Here is a 13,434-nt window from a genome sequence, read left to right as displayed (position 1 = left end):
GACCCCGCCATGACTGCTACGCGCGTAGATGCCGAAGTGATCCGCCGCCTGCCCAAGGCCGTCCTGCACGACCACCTCGACGGCGGTCTGCGCCCCGCCACCGTGGTGGAGCTCGCGGCCGAGATCGGCCACACCCTGCCGACCACCGACCCCGACGCGCTCGCCGCCTGGTACTACGACGCGGCCAACTCCGGCGACCTGGTCCGTTACATCGCCACCTTCGAGCACACCCTCGCCGTGATGCAGAACCGCGAGGGCCTGCTGCGCGTCGCCGAGGAGTACGTCCTGGACCTCGCCGCCGACGGCGTCGTCTACGCCGAGGTGCGCTACGCCCCCGAGCTCAACACCCGGGGCGGGCTGACGATGAGCGAGGTCGTGGAGACCGTCCAGGAGGGCCTCGCCGCCGGCATGGCCAAGGCCGCCGCCGCGGGCACCCCCGTCCGGGTCGGCACCCTGCTGTGCGGCATGCGCATGTTCGACCGGGTCCGCGAGGCCGCCGACCTGGCCGTCGCCTACCGTGACGCCGGGGTCGTCGGCTTCGACATCGCGGGCGCCGAGGACGGCTTCCCGCCCGCCGACCACCTGGCCGCCTTCGAGCACCTGCGCCGCGAGAGCGTGCCGTTCACCATCCACGCCGGCGAGGCCCACGGTCTGCCCAGCATCCACCAGGCGCTCCAGGTGTGCGGCGCCCAGCGCATCGGCCACGGCGTGCGCCTGACCGAGGACATCGTCGACGGCAAGCTCGGCCGCCTGGCCGGCTGGGTGCGCGACCGCCGTATCGCCCTGGAGATGTGCCCGACGTCCAACCTCCAGACCGGCGCCGCCACCTCGATCGCCGAGCACCCGATCACCGCGCTGAAGGACCTGGGCTTCCGGGTCACCCTCAACACCGACAACCGGCTGGTCTCCGGTACGACGATGACCCGCGAGATGACGCTGCTGGTCGAGCAGGCGGGCTGGGGCGTCGAGGACCTGCGCACGGTCACGGTGAACGCCCTCAAGAGCGCGTTCATCCCGTTCGACGAGCGCAGGGCCCTGATCGAGGACGTCGTCCTGCCGGGTTACGCGGCCGAGCTCTGAAGCAGCCCGCGGACGTAGGCGGCCTGTCCGACGTGCTGGAGATCGTCGGACAGGACGCTGATCAGCCGCACGCCCAGGGTGACCGGCGGGTCCCACCGGGTGTCGACGACCTGCTCCAGGTCCTTCGCGGCCACCCCGCGCAGGGCCGTCAGGCTCTGCTCGTGCACGGCGTCGTAGTAACCGGTCAGCAGTTGGGCGGAGTCGACCCGCACCTCGGCGACCTGCGCCGAGGTGTGGCCGTACCCGGTGTCGTGGCGCGGCAGGTCGAGGCCGAAACGCTTCTCCCACTCCTGTGCCAGCCACACCTGCTCCAGCCCGAAGGCGTCGGCGAGGTGGTCGTCCTGCACCCGGGTGAGGTGCCAGACCAGCCAGGCGACGGAATTGGCCTCGGGGCCGGGCCGGGCGTGGAGGTCGTCGGGGCCCAGCCCCTCGACCACGGAATGGACCTCTTCCCGGATGCGGCCGTACGCGTCGATGAGGACGTCCTTTGCATGCATACGTCCACCATCGCCCAGTCCTCGCTCAGGCGCCCCCTGTTTCCAGCAGCGCCATCAGGGCCCGTGCCGCGGGACTGGTGCCCTGCGCGGGCGGCAGCAGGGCGGCACTCTCGTACACCGTCTCGCCGGTGCCCTTCAGGGGCAGCGCGGTCAGCGACGCCCGTTTGTGCCGGAAGTGCCGCGGCACGACCGCGACGCCGAGGTTCTCGTCGATCAGGTCCAGCAGGCTGTGCACGTCGTTGACCTCCAGCGCGACGGTCCGCCGCAGTCCGGCCCCGGCGAACGCGGCGTCGGTGGTGCGGCGCGGGCCCCAGTCCGGGTGGAAGTCGACGAAGACCTCGCCGCCGACGTCCTGCGGGGTCACCGCGGCGCCCGCGACCGCCAGCGGGTGCGCCGGATGGCACAGCAGGGTCATCGGCTCCCCGGCCAGGGACACCGAGCGCAACTGGTCGGTGTCGGCCTGGGTGCGGTAGGCGAAGGCCAGGTCCAGCCGCCCGGCCGCCACCTCCTCGGCCAGCGCCCCCGACCCCGCCTGCCGCAGCCGGATCTCCACGTCCGGATGACGGCGCCGGAAGGCGGCGAGCAGGGCCGCCACGTTCACCCCCGCGATGCACTGCTCCGTGCCGAGCGCCAGCGTGCCGCGCAGCACGCCCTGCACCGCCGCCACCGCCTCGTGCGCGGCCCTGACCTGTGCCAGGATCCGTTCCGCCTCGGCGAGCAGCGCGCGCCCGGCCTCCGTCAGGGTCACCCGGCGGGTGGTGCGCACGAACAGCGGGGCCCGCAGCTCCCGCTCCAGCGCCCGGATCGAGGCCGACAGGCCCGACTGGGAGACCAGCAGGCGCTCGGCGGCCCGGGTGAAGTGCTGGTCCTCGGCGACGGCGACGAAGTGCTGGAGGTGGCGCAGTTCCATGATTGAGAAGCGTATCCGCTGAATTCCATCGGATTCTTCTGTTGGACCACTGTCCGGGGCACAGGTGAGAGTGGGTACCGGTTCCCTGAACCGATCGACCGTGCCAACCCCTGATGGAGTCGCGTTGTACACCGCACACCCCGACCGCTACGCGGACATGCCCTACCGGCGCACCGGACGCAGCGGCCTCAAGCTCCCCGCGCTGTCGCTCGGCCTGTGGCACAACTTCGGCCCGGACCGCCCGGTACAGACCCAGCGGGCCATCCTGCGCCGCGCCTTCGACCTCGGCGTCACCCACTTCGACCTGGCCAACAACTACGGCCCGCCGCCCGGCGCCGCCGAGTCGGCCTTCGGCGAGGCGCTGCGGGCGGACTTCGCCGGCCTCCGCGACGAGCTGGTGATCTCCACCAAGGCCGGGTACCTCATGTGGCCGGGCCCGTACGGCGAGTGGGGCTCCCGCAAGTACCTGCTGTCCTCGCTGGACCAGAGCCTCACCCGGATGGGCCTGGACTACGTCGACATCTTCTACTCGCACCGCCCCGACCCGGAGACTCCGCTGGAGGAGACGATGGGCGCGCTGCACTCGGCGGTGCAGCAGGGCAAGGCGCTGTACGTCGGCATCTCCAACTACTCCGCCGAGCAGACCCGGGAGGCCGCCCGCATCCTCGGCGAGCTCGGCACCCCGCTGCTGATCCACCAGCCGCGCTACTCGATGCTGGACCGCCGCCCCGAGACGGAGGGCGTGCTCGACGCGCTGGACGAGCTCCAGGTCGGGTCCATCGTCTTCTCCCCGCTGGAGCAGGGGCTGCTGACCGGCCGCTACCTGGACGGCATTCCGGAGGGTTCGCGGGCCGCGAGCGACAGCCCCTTCCTGAACTCGGACGCGGTCACCGAGGACCTGGTGGCCCGGCTGCGCGCGCTCGACGAGATCGCCAAGTCCCGTGGTCAGACCCTGGCCCAGCTCGCTCTGGCCTGGGTGCTGCGCGGCGGACGGGTGACCTCCGCCCTGGTCGGCGCGAGCAGCCCGCAGCAGGTGGAGGACTGCGTCGGCGCCATCCGCAACCTCGACTTCGACGCGGAGGAACTGGTCCGGATCGACGCGGCCCTCAAGCCGTAACGCCTCGGGCGGAAGACCTCCGAGCACGGGCGCGGGGCAGGCCGGCGGGTTGTCGACGCCATCGCCTGCCCCGTTTCCCGTGGAGCGGTCGAGCGCGAAATCCCGAAACGATGTCCGGCGACCATTCCGCCGATCAATCCGTGGATCAATCCGCAGGTCATTCGCGGATCTTGGCCGGTTTCCGGGTGCTGCGGAATTCGGCGGAGTCGGGCCGGTGCGGCACGGATCCCGCCATGGCGTCGGTGCGCTTTCACGGTGAAGTGCCATACGGAATTCCGCGTCCGCTTTTCCGGACGGACCCCTGGTGTCCTGCGCTCACGGAGATCCCGGCGGTCTCCATTTGAGGAGATCGCCGATAGTCCGTCGAGCGCGGTGGAACTCGTCGCCGCGCCGGATGTCCTACCCGGTGGGCGGCCGGTGGAGGAATCCGGGAACGGCCGTGATCCGGCCTTCGGCGTCAGGTCGGAGCGGCGTTGTCGTAGCGGTTCTCGCCATGGTTCTCGACGCCGTTCCCGTGGCCGTTCTCGGTACGGCCGGAGGGTGCGGACAAGGGGAGAACGGGCTGCCCGGCGCGTTTCGGCCAAACGGTGCGGTGAATATGCCAAGAGAGTGGCCGGAAAGTCATGGTGACAGTGTTTCAGTAGTCAACATACTCGAATGTCAGGGACAGTTCTTCATACACGAGCCGCACGGAAAGCGAGGCCCGACCGGCAAGCGAGAGACGCTACGGGGGAGAGAACCGTGCACGACGAATTCCTGTGCCACGTCACCGCCTACGGCATGTGCGACGGGAGGCGGATCGGGGTACCGCTCGGCACCTACCGGGCGCCCACTCTCGCCCTGGCGCTGTGGTGGCTGCGGGACCGGGCCTCCTGGATCGCCGAGCGGCTCGACCCGCAGCCGGAGAGCCCCCACTTCCCGCCGAGCTCACTCGTCCCGGTCGCGGAGACCGCGCCCGACGTGCCCGCACTGCTGCGCGCCTGGTGCGCAGACGTGGAACGACAGGAACTGGTCGCCGAGGAACTGGCCGACGGGCGGCTGGTGCGGATCGCCACCAGCGACGACACCACCGAGTACGAACTGCTCGCCGAGTCCGTCGACGCACTGCGGATGCAGCGGGCCGCCCCGGCGCTCGTCATGCCGGTCGCCTGAGGCCCGGCACCCGGGTGGTCAGGGGGAGGGGCCGAGGCCGGAGCGCGGCGCTTCGCCGGCCCGGCGCAGCCGGCGGGCGGACAGACCGCCGAGGAATCCGGTGACCAGCCCCCAGAGCAGGGCGAGGCCGAGTGCCGTCCACACCTGCGGCCGGAGGAGGAGGTCCCCGGACAGGTTGCCGCCCAGGTCGCCGATGCCGAGCAGGGACAGACCGTAGTGCGCGGAGACCTGGCACAGCAGACAGATCAGCAGGACGGTGAGGGCGAGCGCGACCGCCATCCGGACGGCGAGCTGCCAGGCCCGCGTCCGGGTCGGTGAACACGCCGCCAGTACGAAGGCCGTCATCAGCAGCAGTACGGCGGCGGCGACCAGGAGCCACCAGTACCGGCCGTCGAGATCGGTCAGCGTGCGCAGGTCCAGCGTGGCACCGTCCGGGGCGCGCAGCACCCGGTCCGCCCCGGGCGGCAGCGGCAGCCGGAACGGGCCCTGCACCCGGCCGTCCCAGGTGGCCCCCATGCCGATCGTGAGCGCGACCCAGACGACATTGGGCAGGCCGAGCAGGATCACGGCGAAGGTCTCGGCCGGGTGCCCCTGGGTCGCCGCCACCACCAGGGCTACACAGGCCCCCAAGGCGACACTGGAGAGCAGCAGCACGACCATGGCGTACGCGGCCGGCCGCACCGGCTGCTGGAACCGCAGCAGCCGGGCCGGCAGCGGGGCGGCGCGCGACACCAGCAGGGCCAGGAAGAGCACGACGGCCAGCCACAGCAGGCCGAGGGCGAGCGTCAACGGCACGTTCGCGGCGAAACCCATCCGGGGCTCCACGCCGAACAGGTCACCGAGGTCGCCGAGCGTTCCCTCGCCCAGGGGAATCGCGAAGGTCTGCCGGGCGCCCAGCGCCAGCCCGAGCACTCCGAGCAGCCACAGCACGGCGATCCGCGCGGCCCACCGGGCCGGCTCGGCGACCGTGGTGACGACGCGGTGCCGCAGCGGCCACAGGAACCCGGCGCCGACGACGAGCGCTCCGACGAGGGTGACGGACAGCGGGGTCGCCGTCAGTCCCGCCCGGCTCTCGGCGAGCGACCCGACGTTCCCGGACAGCTCGACGCTGCCGCCGACGGCGGTCACCACCGTCGCCACCACCACCCGCGGGAAGGCCCCGTCCGGCAGGTCCGCCGCGCCCGCCGCCCACAGCCCCAGCGCGGCCACCACCCCCATGGCGACCAGCCCGGCCAGCACCGTCACGGCGGCCCGTACCCAGCCGGGACGGGCGACCGCCTGCTCGGAGGGGGTTCGCCGGCTCACCCTGCCACGCTATGCAGCCGCACCGGCGGCCGCGCGCCGAGAGGGCCGTCCGCGCCCGCCGGCCCCGCCCCCGGACGCTCCCCGGGCCCCGCCCCCGGACGCGCCTCCCGTGGCCGCCGTCCGTGAGACCGCCGCGCTCGCACGGAGGTACCCCGAAGAGCTGGGCGGTCCCGGGGAGTGCGGGGCGTCCCGCGGGGTACGAGCACAGGTGCAGCAGCGTCCGGCCAGTCCGGCTTCCGAGAGAGAACCGCATGACCGAGCACCTGGGCGGGGCAGTGATACCGACCGGCTTCGACGTACCCGTGGAACCGCTACGGCGGGCGACCCACTTCACCGGCGAGCCCGGTTGCATAGCGGAGGCGCGGTCTTTCGCCACGCTCTTCGTGGAGCAGCTGCGGACCGAGTGGTGTGCCACGATCGGCGAACGCACGAGCGGCGCGCTGCTGCTGGTGGTGAGCGAGCTGGTCACCAACGCCGACCGGCACAGCAACGGACCGTACATCCTGGAGCTGGAGGGCACGGACGCCACGATCGCCGTGAGCGTCTACGACAGCAGCGCGGCCCTGCCGCTGCGCTTCCCCCGGGATCCCCAGCGCGTGGGCCGGCACGGCCTGGAGATCGTCCACGCGCTGGCGCGCCAGGTCACCGCCGAGCGGGTCCCGGTCGGCAAGCGGGTGCGCGCGGTGGTGGGACTGAGCGCGGACTGAACGGTCGCGCCCGCGCCGCCCCGGTGTTCCGCGCCCCGCTTCGTGCCTGCGGCCCGATCACGGCGGTGGGCATCCCACCCCTCCCCACGAAAGCGACGGTTCCCGTCGGTCTCCTCGACCACCGGTCGACCACCGGACAGCGGCACCGGCGGCCCCTCGGGAGTCCGCGTACCCGAAGTGCGCCATGCCATGCGCACCGTGTGCGGAAGAGGTGGACATTCCGTGTCGGCGGCGCGCCCTGGGCGGAGCGGCAACCCGGCGCGCCCGGGGTGCTCGGTCCGATTCCACCGAGGGCGCAACGCCGTACCCTTCCCGCCGCCGCCCGTACTCCTAGGCTGGGAGGGTGAGCAGCCAAGCGCCGAACGAAGCCCGCGTCATCCCGTTGCGCCCGCGCACCGCCCGGCCGTCGTCGGCACCCCCGACGGCCCCCGTGGCCCCGGCACCCCCGGCCCCCTCGTCGGCCCGGCCGCCCGCCGCCAGGGAACCGCTCTGGCGGGACCTGATCGGCGACGTGCTGCGCCGCGAACGTCTCGCCCAGGAGCGCACGCTCAAGGAGGTGGCCGAACAGGCCCGTATCTCCATGCCGTACCTGTCGGAGGTGGAACGCGGCCGCAAGGAGGCCTCCTCGGAGGTCCTCGCGGCCGCCGCCCACGCTCTCGGCCTCGGACTCGGCGACCTGCTCTCGCTGGCCCACCGGGAGCTCGGCCGGCAGTCCCGCGCCGGCCGCCCCACGCCCCGCGCGCCGCACGGCGGGCTCTGCCTGGCGGCCTGACGACCGCTCGCCCGACGATCCGTCGTCTGTCGGCCCGTCGTCGGACGGTCCGGCGACGGGCCGGTACGACGGCCCGCCGTCAGCCGGTCCGGCGTCGGCTCAGCACCTCGTCCGCCAGGCCGTAGGCCACCGCCTCCGGCGCGGTGAACACCTTGTCCCGGTCCATGTCCGCGCGCAGCGTCGGGATGTCGTGGTGGGTGTGCCGGGACAGCACCTCCTCCACCTGGGCGCGGATCCGGACCATCTCCTTGGCCTGGAGGGCGAGGTCGGAGACCATGCCCTGCCGCCCGCCGCTGGCGGGCTGCCCCAGCAGCACGCGCGCGTGCTCCAGCACGAACCGTCGCCCCGGATCGCCGCCGGCCAGCAGGACGGCCGCCGTGGAGGCCGCCTGCCCGACGCAGAACGTCGAGATCGGCGCCTGTACGAACGTCATCGTGTCGTAGATCGCCATCAGCGAGGTGAACGAGCCGCCGGGGGAGTTGATGTAGATCGCGATCTCGCTCTCCGGCGCGGACGACTCCAGATGGAGGAGCTGGGCGATGACGACGTTGGCGACGCCGTCGTCGATCTCGGTGCCGAGGAAGACGATCCGCTCCGACAGCAGCCGACTGAACACGTCGTACGACCGCTCGCCCTGCGGGGTGCGCTCGACCACGTTCGGAATCGTGTACGTCCCCATGTCAGAGTCCGATCCTTCGCCGTGCGGCGGCCGGGCGGACGTCCGCGAGGGACTCCACGACGCCGTCCACCATGCCGTACTCCCTGGCCTCCTCGGCCGTGAACCAGCGGTCCCGGTCGCCGTCCCGGGCGATGGTCTCCGGACTCTGGCCGGTGTGCTCGGCGGTGATCCGCTCGATGGTCCGCTTGGTGAACTCCAGGTTGTCCGCCTGGATCTCGATGTCCGCGGTGGTGCCGCCGATCCCGGCCGACGGCTGGTGCATCATGATCCGCGCGTGCGGCAGGGCGTGGCGCTTGCCGGGCGCGCCGACGCTCAGCAGGAACTGGCCCATGCTGGCGGCGAATCCCATCGCGAGCGTGCCGACGTCGTTCGGGATCAGCCGCATGGTGTCGTAGATGGCCAGGCCCGCGTGCACGGACCCGCCGGGGCTGTTGATGTACAGGCTGATGTCGGTGCGCGGGTCCTCGGCCGACAGGATCAGCAACTGGGCGCAGACCCGGTTCGCGGAGACCTCGTCGACCTGGGTGCCCAGCAGGACGATCCGCTGCGCGAGCAACTGCGCGGCGAGATGGTCGTCGAACCGGGTCACCGGGGTGTCGCCCTCCTGGGCGTACGGCGGCCAGGTCTGCCGGGGTGCCGGGGTGAGTGGAGACATCGGCCCTCCTGAGGGTCGTCCGTCGGACGCGGCCGGTCGGTCGCGCCGCGCTCCCCACTCTCGGCCGGGCACCGGGGCCGCCGGGGATTTCTCGGCCCGCGGCAGATTCGCCCTCGGCAGAGCTCCCGGCCCGAGCCGGCCCGTCGCCGCCGGTCCGCACGGCGGCCGGGCCGGTCGGAGCAGGCGGCCGTCCGGCCGATGAGTTTCGCGGCCGCCTCCGGTCGACACCGGTGAACCGAGTTCCACGCCCCGGGAGGCGCGCATGACCACCGACGGATTCACCACATGCCTGTGGTTCGACGGGCAGGCGGAGGAGGCCGCCCACTACTACGTGTCGATCTTCAAGAACTCCGGCATCGTCCGGACCGGCTACACCAACGAGGCCGGACCCGGCCCGGCCGGTACCGTGCTGGCCGTGGAGTTCACCGCCAACGGGCAGCGGTTCGTCGCGCTCAACGGCGGCCCGCAGTTCACCTTCAACGAGTCGGTCTCCTTCCAGATCTACTGCGCGGACCAGGAGGAGGTCGACCACTACTGGACCCGGCTCACCGAGGACGGCGGCGAACCCGGCTCCTGCGGCTGGCTCAAGGACCGGTACGGCCTGTCCTGGCAGGTCGTACCCGACCGCCTCATCGACATGATCGGTGACCCCGACCCGCAGAAGGCGGCCCGTACGACCCGGCTGATGCTCTCCATGGGCAAGCTCGACATCGCCGCCCTGGACCGGGCCCACGCGGGCGAGTGAACCGGCCGCGGTCGCACGCCGGACGGCCCCGGGGGGCGGGACACCCCGGGGCCGGGTCCGACGGGCCGGGACTCAGACGCGGTCGGCCACGATCATCAGGTACTGGAAACTGCCGTTGCGGTACGCGGACAGGAAGGTCTCCTCGATGCCCGTGACCAGGTGGGGGGCCTGCCGGCGCAGATCCCAGTAGGGGATCGTCGCCTCGGTGAGGTCCTCCACGTGGACGGGCACGAGCCGGTTGCGTGCCATGGCCCGGAAGTACGCCGACCGCGGATGGATGTCGCAGATGTAGTGGGCGTTGATGAGCGACACCTCGCGGGAGGCCTGCCCGTAGGTGTCGTTGTAGCAGCCGGTGATGACCACGTAGCGGCCGCCGCGGCGCAACAGGCGGGCGTGCTCGGCGAAGAGCTGGTCCAGCTCGACGTACATGGTGGACTCGTTGTTCCACGACGCGGCGTAGGCGCCGGTCTCCAGACCGGTGTCGAGCATGTTGCGGTGGTGGTAGCGCACCAGACCGTCGATACCGCGCTTGCGGGCCTGCTCGTTGGCGAACTCGGCCTGCTTGGCGGAGATCGTCACGCCGTCCGTGCGGCAGCCGTAGCGCAGATGTGCCACCACGCTGCCGCCGCCGCGGCCGCAGCCGGCGTCGAAGACACGGTCGGCGGGGGTGAGGGGGCCGAGCCGGCCGGCCAGGATCTCGGCCTGGGCGTGCTCTAGTCGGTGCAGTTCGGCGGTGATCCGGTCCTGCCGCCGCAGCGGGTCGCTCTCCTCGACCACGGTCCAGTCGACGGCTCCGACGCCGTAGTGGTGGTGGTAGAGGTCGTCCAGCCTTCCGAGTTCGAGATTGACCGGGTTCTCCTCGGCGTTCCAGTAGTCCGCGACGCGGTTCTGGTACGTGGACTGGGTGGGCACCGATGCGGTCGTGGTGGCGGGGACGGTGGTCAAGTAGGGCTCCTCGTGACGCGTCTGACGCTTGATCAGTGATCGGGTCGTCGTTACCAGTAGTCGGGCAGGTGGTAGCGGTGGGTGTTGGTCGCGTGCCACTCGTGGTTGCCGGCCACCCAGTCCGACAGGCTCCGGGCGTAGCGTTCGACGAGCGGCGAGCCGGCCGACAGCAGGGCGGACTCCGCCTCGAAGGCGTCCATGATCTCGTTGTGGATCCCGACGGCCCTCAGATAGGCGGTCTTCAGCCCGCACCGCTCGTCGGCGGCGATGACCTGGGGCAGGTTGAGGTGGGTGGGGTCGGTCAGTTCCTTGGTGAAGGAGTACAGGTCGTTGACGATCGTGGTCGCGTTCGCGGCGAGCACGGTGATGCGCTGGATCTCGGGGCGGGCGTAGACCGCCTCCGGCAGCTCGTAGCCGTCCACCGCGTCGACGATCGACAGACAGGGCCGGAAGTTGTTGAACTGCCGCATCACCAGGTACTCCCACACCCGCGGCGTGTGACGGGCCTCGCCCCAGGCGGCCTCGGCGAGGTAGCCCAGGTGGAGCCGCGCGATGTCGTGCACGAAACGGTCGGTCTGGGAGGGGGTGGCGAGGGCGGCGTACTCCTTCAGGGCCCAGTGGTACGACCGCAGCGGTCCGTCGGCCTGCATGCCGCGCAGCCAGTCCTCCTGGACCGCGGGCGGGCCGTGGTACGGGTCGAGCGCCGACTGGGCCAGGATCAGCCGGCCGCCCAGCCCGCTGCGCGATCCGCCCTTGTCCTCGTCCTCCTCGCAGTAGCAGTTGTCGACGATGTTCTCGGCCAGCAGCAGCTTGCCCGCGACGGTGAGGTGGTCCAGGCCGACCGCCGCCGGGTGCTGGAGCACCACGGCCCGGCCGAACTGGAACCCCGCGAAGTCGCCGTTCCAGGCCTCGGGGAACAGGTCGAGGGCGCGGGCCCACTCCTCCAGCCTGCGGTCGATCTCCGCGGCCTTCTCGGGGTCGGCGGGGGCGACGGGCCGGTGTCTGAGGCCGGGGACCGCCCCGCCGCGCCGGGCGGTGAGGGAGCCGGCGAGATCCGGCGGTCCGGGCAGCGCGAAGCCGCCGGCGGGGGGTGTGCTCATGTCGTGCTCCCCGCGGTCAGTCGGCGGTCCGGCCGAGCTGCACGTTCTCCAGGACGCCCACCGCGTCGGGCACCAGGATGGCCATCGAGTAGTAGGCGGTGACCAGGTAGCGGATGATCGCGGCGGTGTCGATCCCCATGAACCGCACGTTCAGCCCCGGCTGGAACTCGTCCGGCAGGCCGGTCTGGTACAGGCCGACGACCCCCTGGTCGGACTCCCCGGTGCGCAGCGCCACGATGCTGCTGGTGTGCTGGTCGCTGATCGGGAGCTTGTTGCAGGGATAGATCGGCACACCCCGCCAGGCCGGGATCTCGTGCCCCTCGACGTTCGCGGTGCCGGGCACCAGACCGTGCCGGTTGCACTGCCGGAAGAAGGCGGCGATCGCCTTCGGATGGGCGAGGAACAGCTTGGTCCTGCGGCGCATGGACAGCAGCTCGTCCATGTCGTCCGGGGTCGGCGGGCCGGTGAAGGTGCTGATGCGCTGCCCGTAGTCGGCGTTGTGCAGCAGCCCGAACTCCCGGTTGTTGACCAGCTCCCACTCCTGGCGCTCGCGGACCTCCTCGACGGTCAGCCGCAGCTGCTCCTCGGTCTGGTTCATCGGCTGGTTGTAGAGGTCGGCGACCCGGGTGTGGACCTTCAGCACGGTCTGGGTGAGCGACAGCTCGTACTCGCGCGGCGCGAGGTCGTAGTCCACGAAGCCGCCGTCGAGCGTCGGCTCGCCGGTATGACCGGCCTGGAGCGGGACGTCGGCCTCGCCCTTGCGGTTCATGGGCCTTTCCTGCCGCTCGGCGTAGGCCCGCAGGTGCGCGGCGAGGGAGGGCGCCCGCTCGGTGAGGTCCATGACGAGGTCCCAGGGCAGGGTCAGCAGCACCCCGGCCGTCTCCGCCCGTACCGAGGTCAGCCACAGCGGGTCGGGCCGGCCGATGCCCTCGTCCCCGAGCTGGTCGCCACCGCTGACGACCCCGAGGATCTCCTCCTCGCCGTACTTGCCTGCCGCGTACCGGGTGAACCGGCCGTGGACGACCAGATAGGCCTCCGTCATGGGCTGCCCGGCCTCGAACAGGACCTGGCCGGCCCGCACTCTGCGGACCCGGAAGCGGGAGGCGAGCTCCTCGAGGACCTCCAGGTCGCCGTAACCGCGCAGGGTCGGCAGCTCGGTCAGCGTCTGGGGGACGACCTTGATGTCGTCGGCGCCGTTCTGCTCGAACTGCACCCGCCCCCGGCCGGCCCGCAGCGTCAGCCGTCGGTTCACCCGGTAGGTGCCGCCCTTGACGTCCACCCACGGCAGCGCGCGCAGCAGCCAGCGCGAGCTGATCGCCTGCATCTGCGGCGCCGACTTGGTGGTGGTGGCGAGCTGGCGGGCCGCCCGGGTGCTGAGACTGGTGAGGGGTGCGTCGGCGGAGGGCTCGGGTACGGGCTCGTCGGTGGCGGGACCGGTGGCGCTGTCCGGAGTGGACACATTCTCTCCCGGAAGAGTCGGACAAGGGTGAGCGGATGGGTCGTCGGTGCCCTGTTGGGCCGTGCGCTGGACCAAGCCAAACAGCCGGGACGGCGGAGGGGTACGGCGCAAGAGGGGCGGATTTGTACAGCAGATGGTCAAACATCCCGAATGGGGCGGAAGGAGTCTCTTGTTGGCTTCCGTGCGCCGGAACGGCGGTGTGAACGGCGAGTTTGAAGAGGCCACAAGAGGTCACGGGGAGCCCTAGGGCGTGTTCCGAAAGTCCCGTCTGCCCGGCGACGCCTGGCACGCACTCCCCCAGAGGGGGCACC

The 13,434-nt window shown here is 71.9% G+C and carries 14 protein-coding genes; 6 read left to right on the top strand and 8 right to left on the bottom strand.

Annotated elements, in window-relative coordinates; all coding sequences use genetic code 11:
• The first annotated feature begins 9 nt into the window (after positions 1-9).
• A complete protein-coding gene (locus ACZ60B_RS24285) occupies positions 10-1,080 on the top strand; it encodes an adenosine deaminase (protein WP_469390249.1) in 1,071 nt (356 codons plus the stop codon).
• Here ACZ60B_RS24285 and ACZ60B_RS24280 read toward each other — a convergent pair.
• Both ACZ60B_RS24280 and ACZ60B_RS24275 read right to left on the bottom strand, forming a co-directional pair.
• Positions 1,062-1,577: a mycothiol transferase gene (locus tag ACZ60B_RS24280; protein WP_469390247.1), complete on the bottom strand. Its 516-nt coding sequence runs from the start codon at positions 1,575-1,577 to the stop codon at positions 1,062-1,064. The two genes, ACZ60B_RS24285 and ACZ60B_RS24280, sit on opposite strands and share 19 nt — an antisense overlap.
• Positions 1,578-1,602: 25 nt before the next feature.
• Positions 1,603-2,487: a LysR family transcriptional regulator gene (locus tag ACZ60B_RS24275; RefSeq protein WP_469390245.1), complete on the bottom strand. Its 885-nt coding sequence runs from the start codon at positions 2,485-2,487 to the stop codon at positions 1,603-1,605.
• A gap of 124 nt (positions 2,488-2,611) precedes the next feature.
• Between ACZ60B_RS24275 and mgrA the strand changes: the two genes are divergently transcribed.
• Positions 2,612-3,604 carry an L-glyceraldehyde 3-phosphate reductase gene (gene mgrA, locus ACZ60B_RS24270; protein ID WP_469390243.1) on the top strand — a complete coding sequence of 331 codons (993 nt, stop codon included), beginning with the start codon at positions 2,612-2,614 and terminating at the stop codon, positions 3,602-3,604.
• Positions 3,605-4,345: 741 nt separating this feature from the next.
• A complete protein-coding gene (locus tag ACZ60B_RS24265; protein ID WP_469390241.1) occupies positions 4,346-4,756 on the top strand; it encodes a hypothetical protein in 411 nt (136 codons plus the stop codon).
• 18 nt (positions 4,757-4,774) lie between these two features.
• On the opposite strand, the gene ACZ60B_RS24260 is transcribed toward ACZ60B_RS24265, so the two are convergent.
• Positions 4,775-6,061: a streptophobe family protein gene (locus ACZ60B_RS24260; protein WP_469390239.1), complete on the bottom strand. Its 1,287-nt coding sequence runs from the start codon at positions 6,059-6,061 to the stop codon at positions 4,775-4,777.
• A gap of 251 nt (positions 6,062-6,312) precedes the next feature.
• Here ACZ60B_RS24260 and ACZ60B_RS24255 point away from each other — a divergent pair, with 251 nt between their 5' ends.
• Positions 6,313-6,768: an ATP-binding protein gene (locus ACZ60B_RS24255; RefSeq protein ID WP_469390237.1), complete on the top strand. Its 456-nt coding sequence runs from the start codon at positions 6,313-6,315 to the stop codon at positions 6,766-6,768.
• 343 nt (positions 6,769-7,111) lie between these two features.
• Positions 7,112-7,540: a helix-turn-helix domain-containing protein gene (locus ACZ60B_RS24250; protein WP_469390235.1), complete on the top strand. Its 429-nt coding sequence runs from the start codon at positions 7,112-7,114 to the stop codon at positions 7,538-7,540.
• Positions 7,541-7,619: 79 nt separating this feature from the next.
• Here ACZ60B_RS24250 and ACZ60B_RS24245 read toward each other — a convergent pair whose 3' ends face one another.
• Positions 7,620-8,219, bottom strand: a complete 600-nt coding sequence (locus ACZ60B_RS24245; RefSeq protein ID WP_469390233.1) for a ClpP family protease — start codon at positions 8,217-8,219, stop codon at positions 7,620-7,622.
• 1 nt (position 8,220) lies between these two features.
• Positions 8,221-8,874 (bottom strand): ATP-dependent Clp protease proteolytic subunit, encoded by a 654-nt coding sequence (locus ACZ60B_RS24240; RefSeq protein ID WP_469390231.1) that lies wholly within the window; start codon positions 8,872-8,874, stop codon positions 8,221-8,223.
• A gap of 262 nt (positions 8,875-9,136) precedes the next feature.
• Here ACZ60B_RS24240 and ACZ60B_RS24235 point away from each other — a divergent pair, with 262 nt between their 5' ends.
• A complete protein-coding gene (locus ACZ60B_RS24235) occupies positions 9,137-9,619 on the top strand; it encodes a VOC family protein (RefSeq protein ID WP_469390229.1) in 483 nt (160 codons plus the stop codon).
• A gap of 72 nt (positions 9,620-9,691) precedes the next feature.
• Here ACZ60B_RS24235 and ACZ60B_RS24230 read toward each other — a convergent pair whose 3' ends face one another.
• The 3 genes from ACZ60B_RS24230 to ACZ60B_RS24220 are packed head-to-tail and all read right to left on the bottom strand — an operon-like array spanning position 9,692 to position 13,123.
• Positions 9,692-10,564 (bottom strand): geranyl diphosphate 2-C-methyltransferase, encoded by an 873-nt coding sequence (locus tag ACZ60B_RS24230; RefSeq protein ID WP_469390227.1) that lies wholly within the window; start codon positions 10,562-10,564, stop codon positions 9,692-9,694.
• A gap of 50 nt (positions 10,565-10,614) precedes the next feature.
• On the bottom strand, positions 10,615-11,664 hold the full coding sequence (locus tag ACZ60B_RS24225; protein ID WP_469390225.1) for a family 2 encapsulin nanocompartment cargo protein terpene cyclase: 1,050 nt from the start codon (positions 11,662-11,664) through the stop codon (positions 10,615-10,617).
• A 16-nt stretch (positions 11,665-11,680) separates the two neighbouring features.
• Complete coding sequence (locus tag ACZ60B_RS24220) at positions 11,681-13,123, bottom strand: family 2B encapsulin nanocompartment shell protein (RefSeq protein ID WP_469390223.1); 1,443 nt, start codon at positions 13,121-13,123, stop codon at positions 11,681-11,683.
• Between the last annotated feature and the right edge of the window lie 311 nt (positions 13,124-13,434).

This window comes from Streptomyces sp. NPDC104096 (assembly GCF_055584385.1).
Note: the sequence above shows the minus strand (reverse complement) of the source record. Positions and strands in the feature narration are given on the sequence as shown.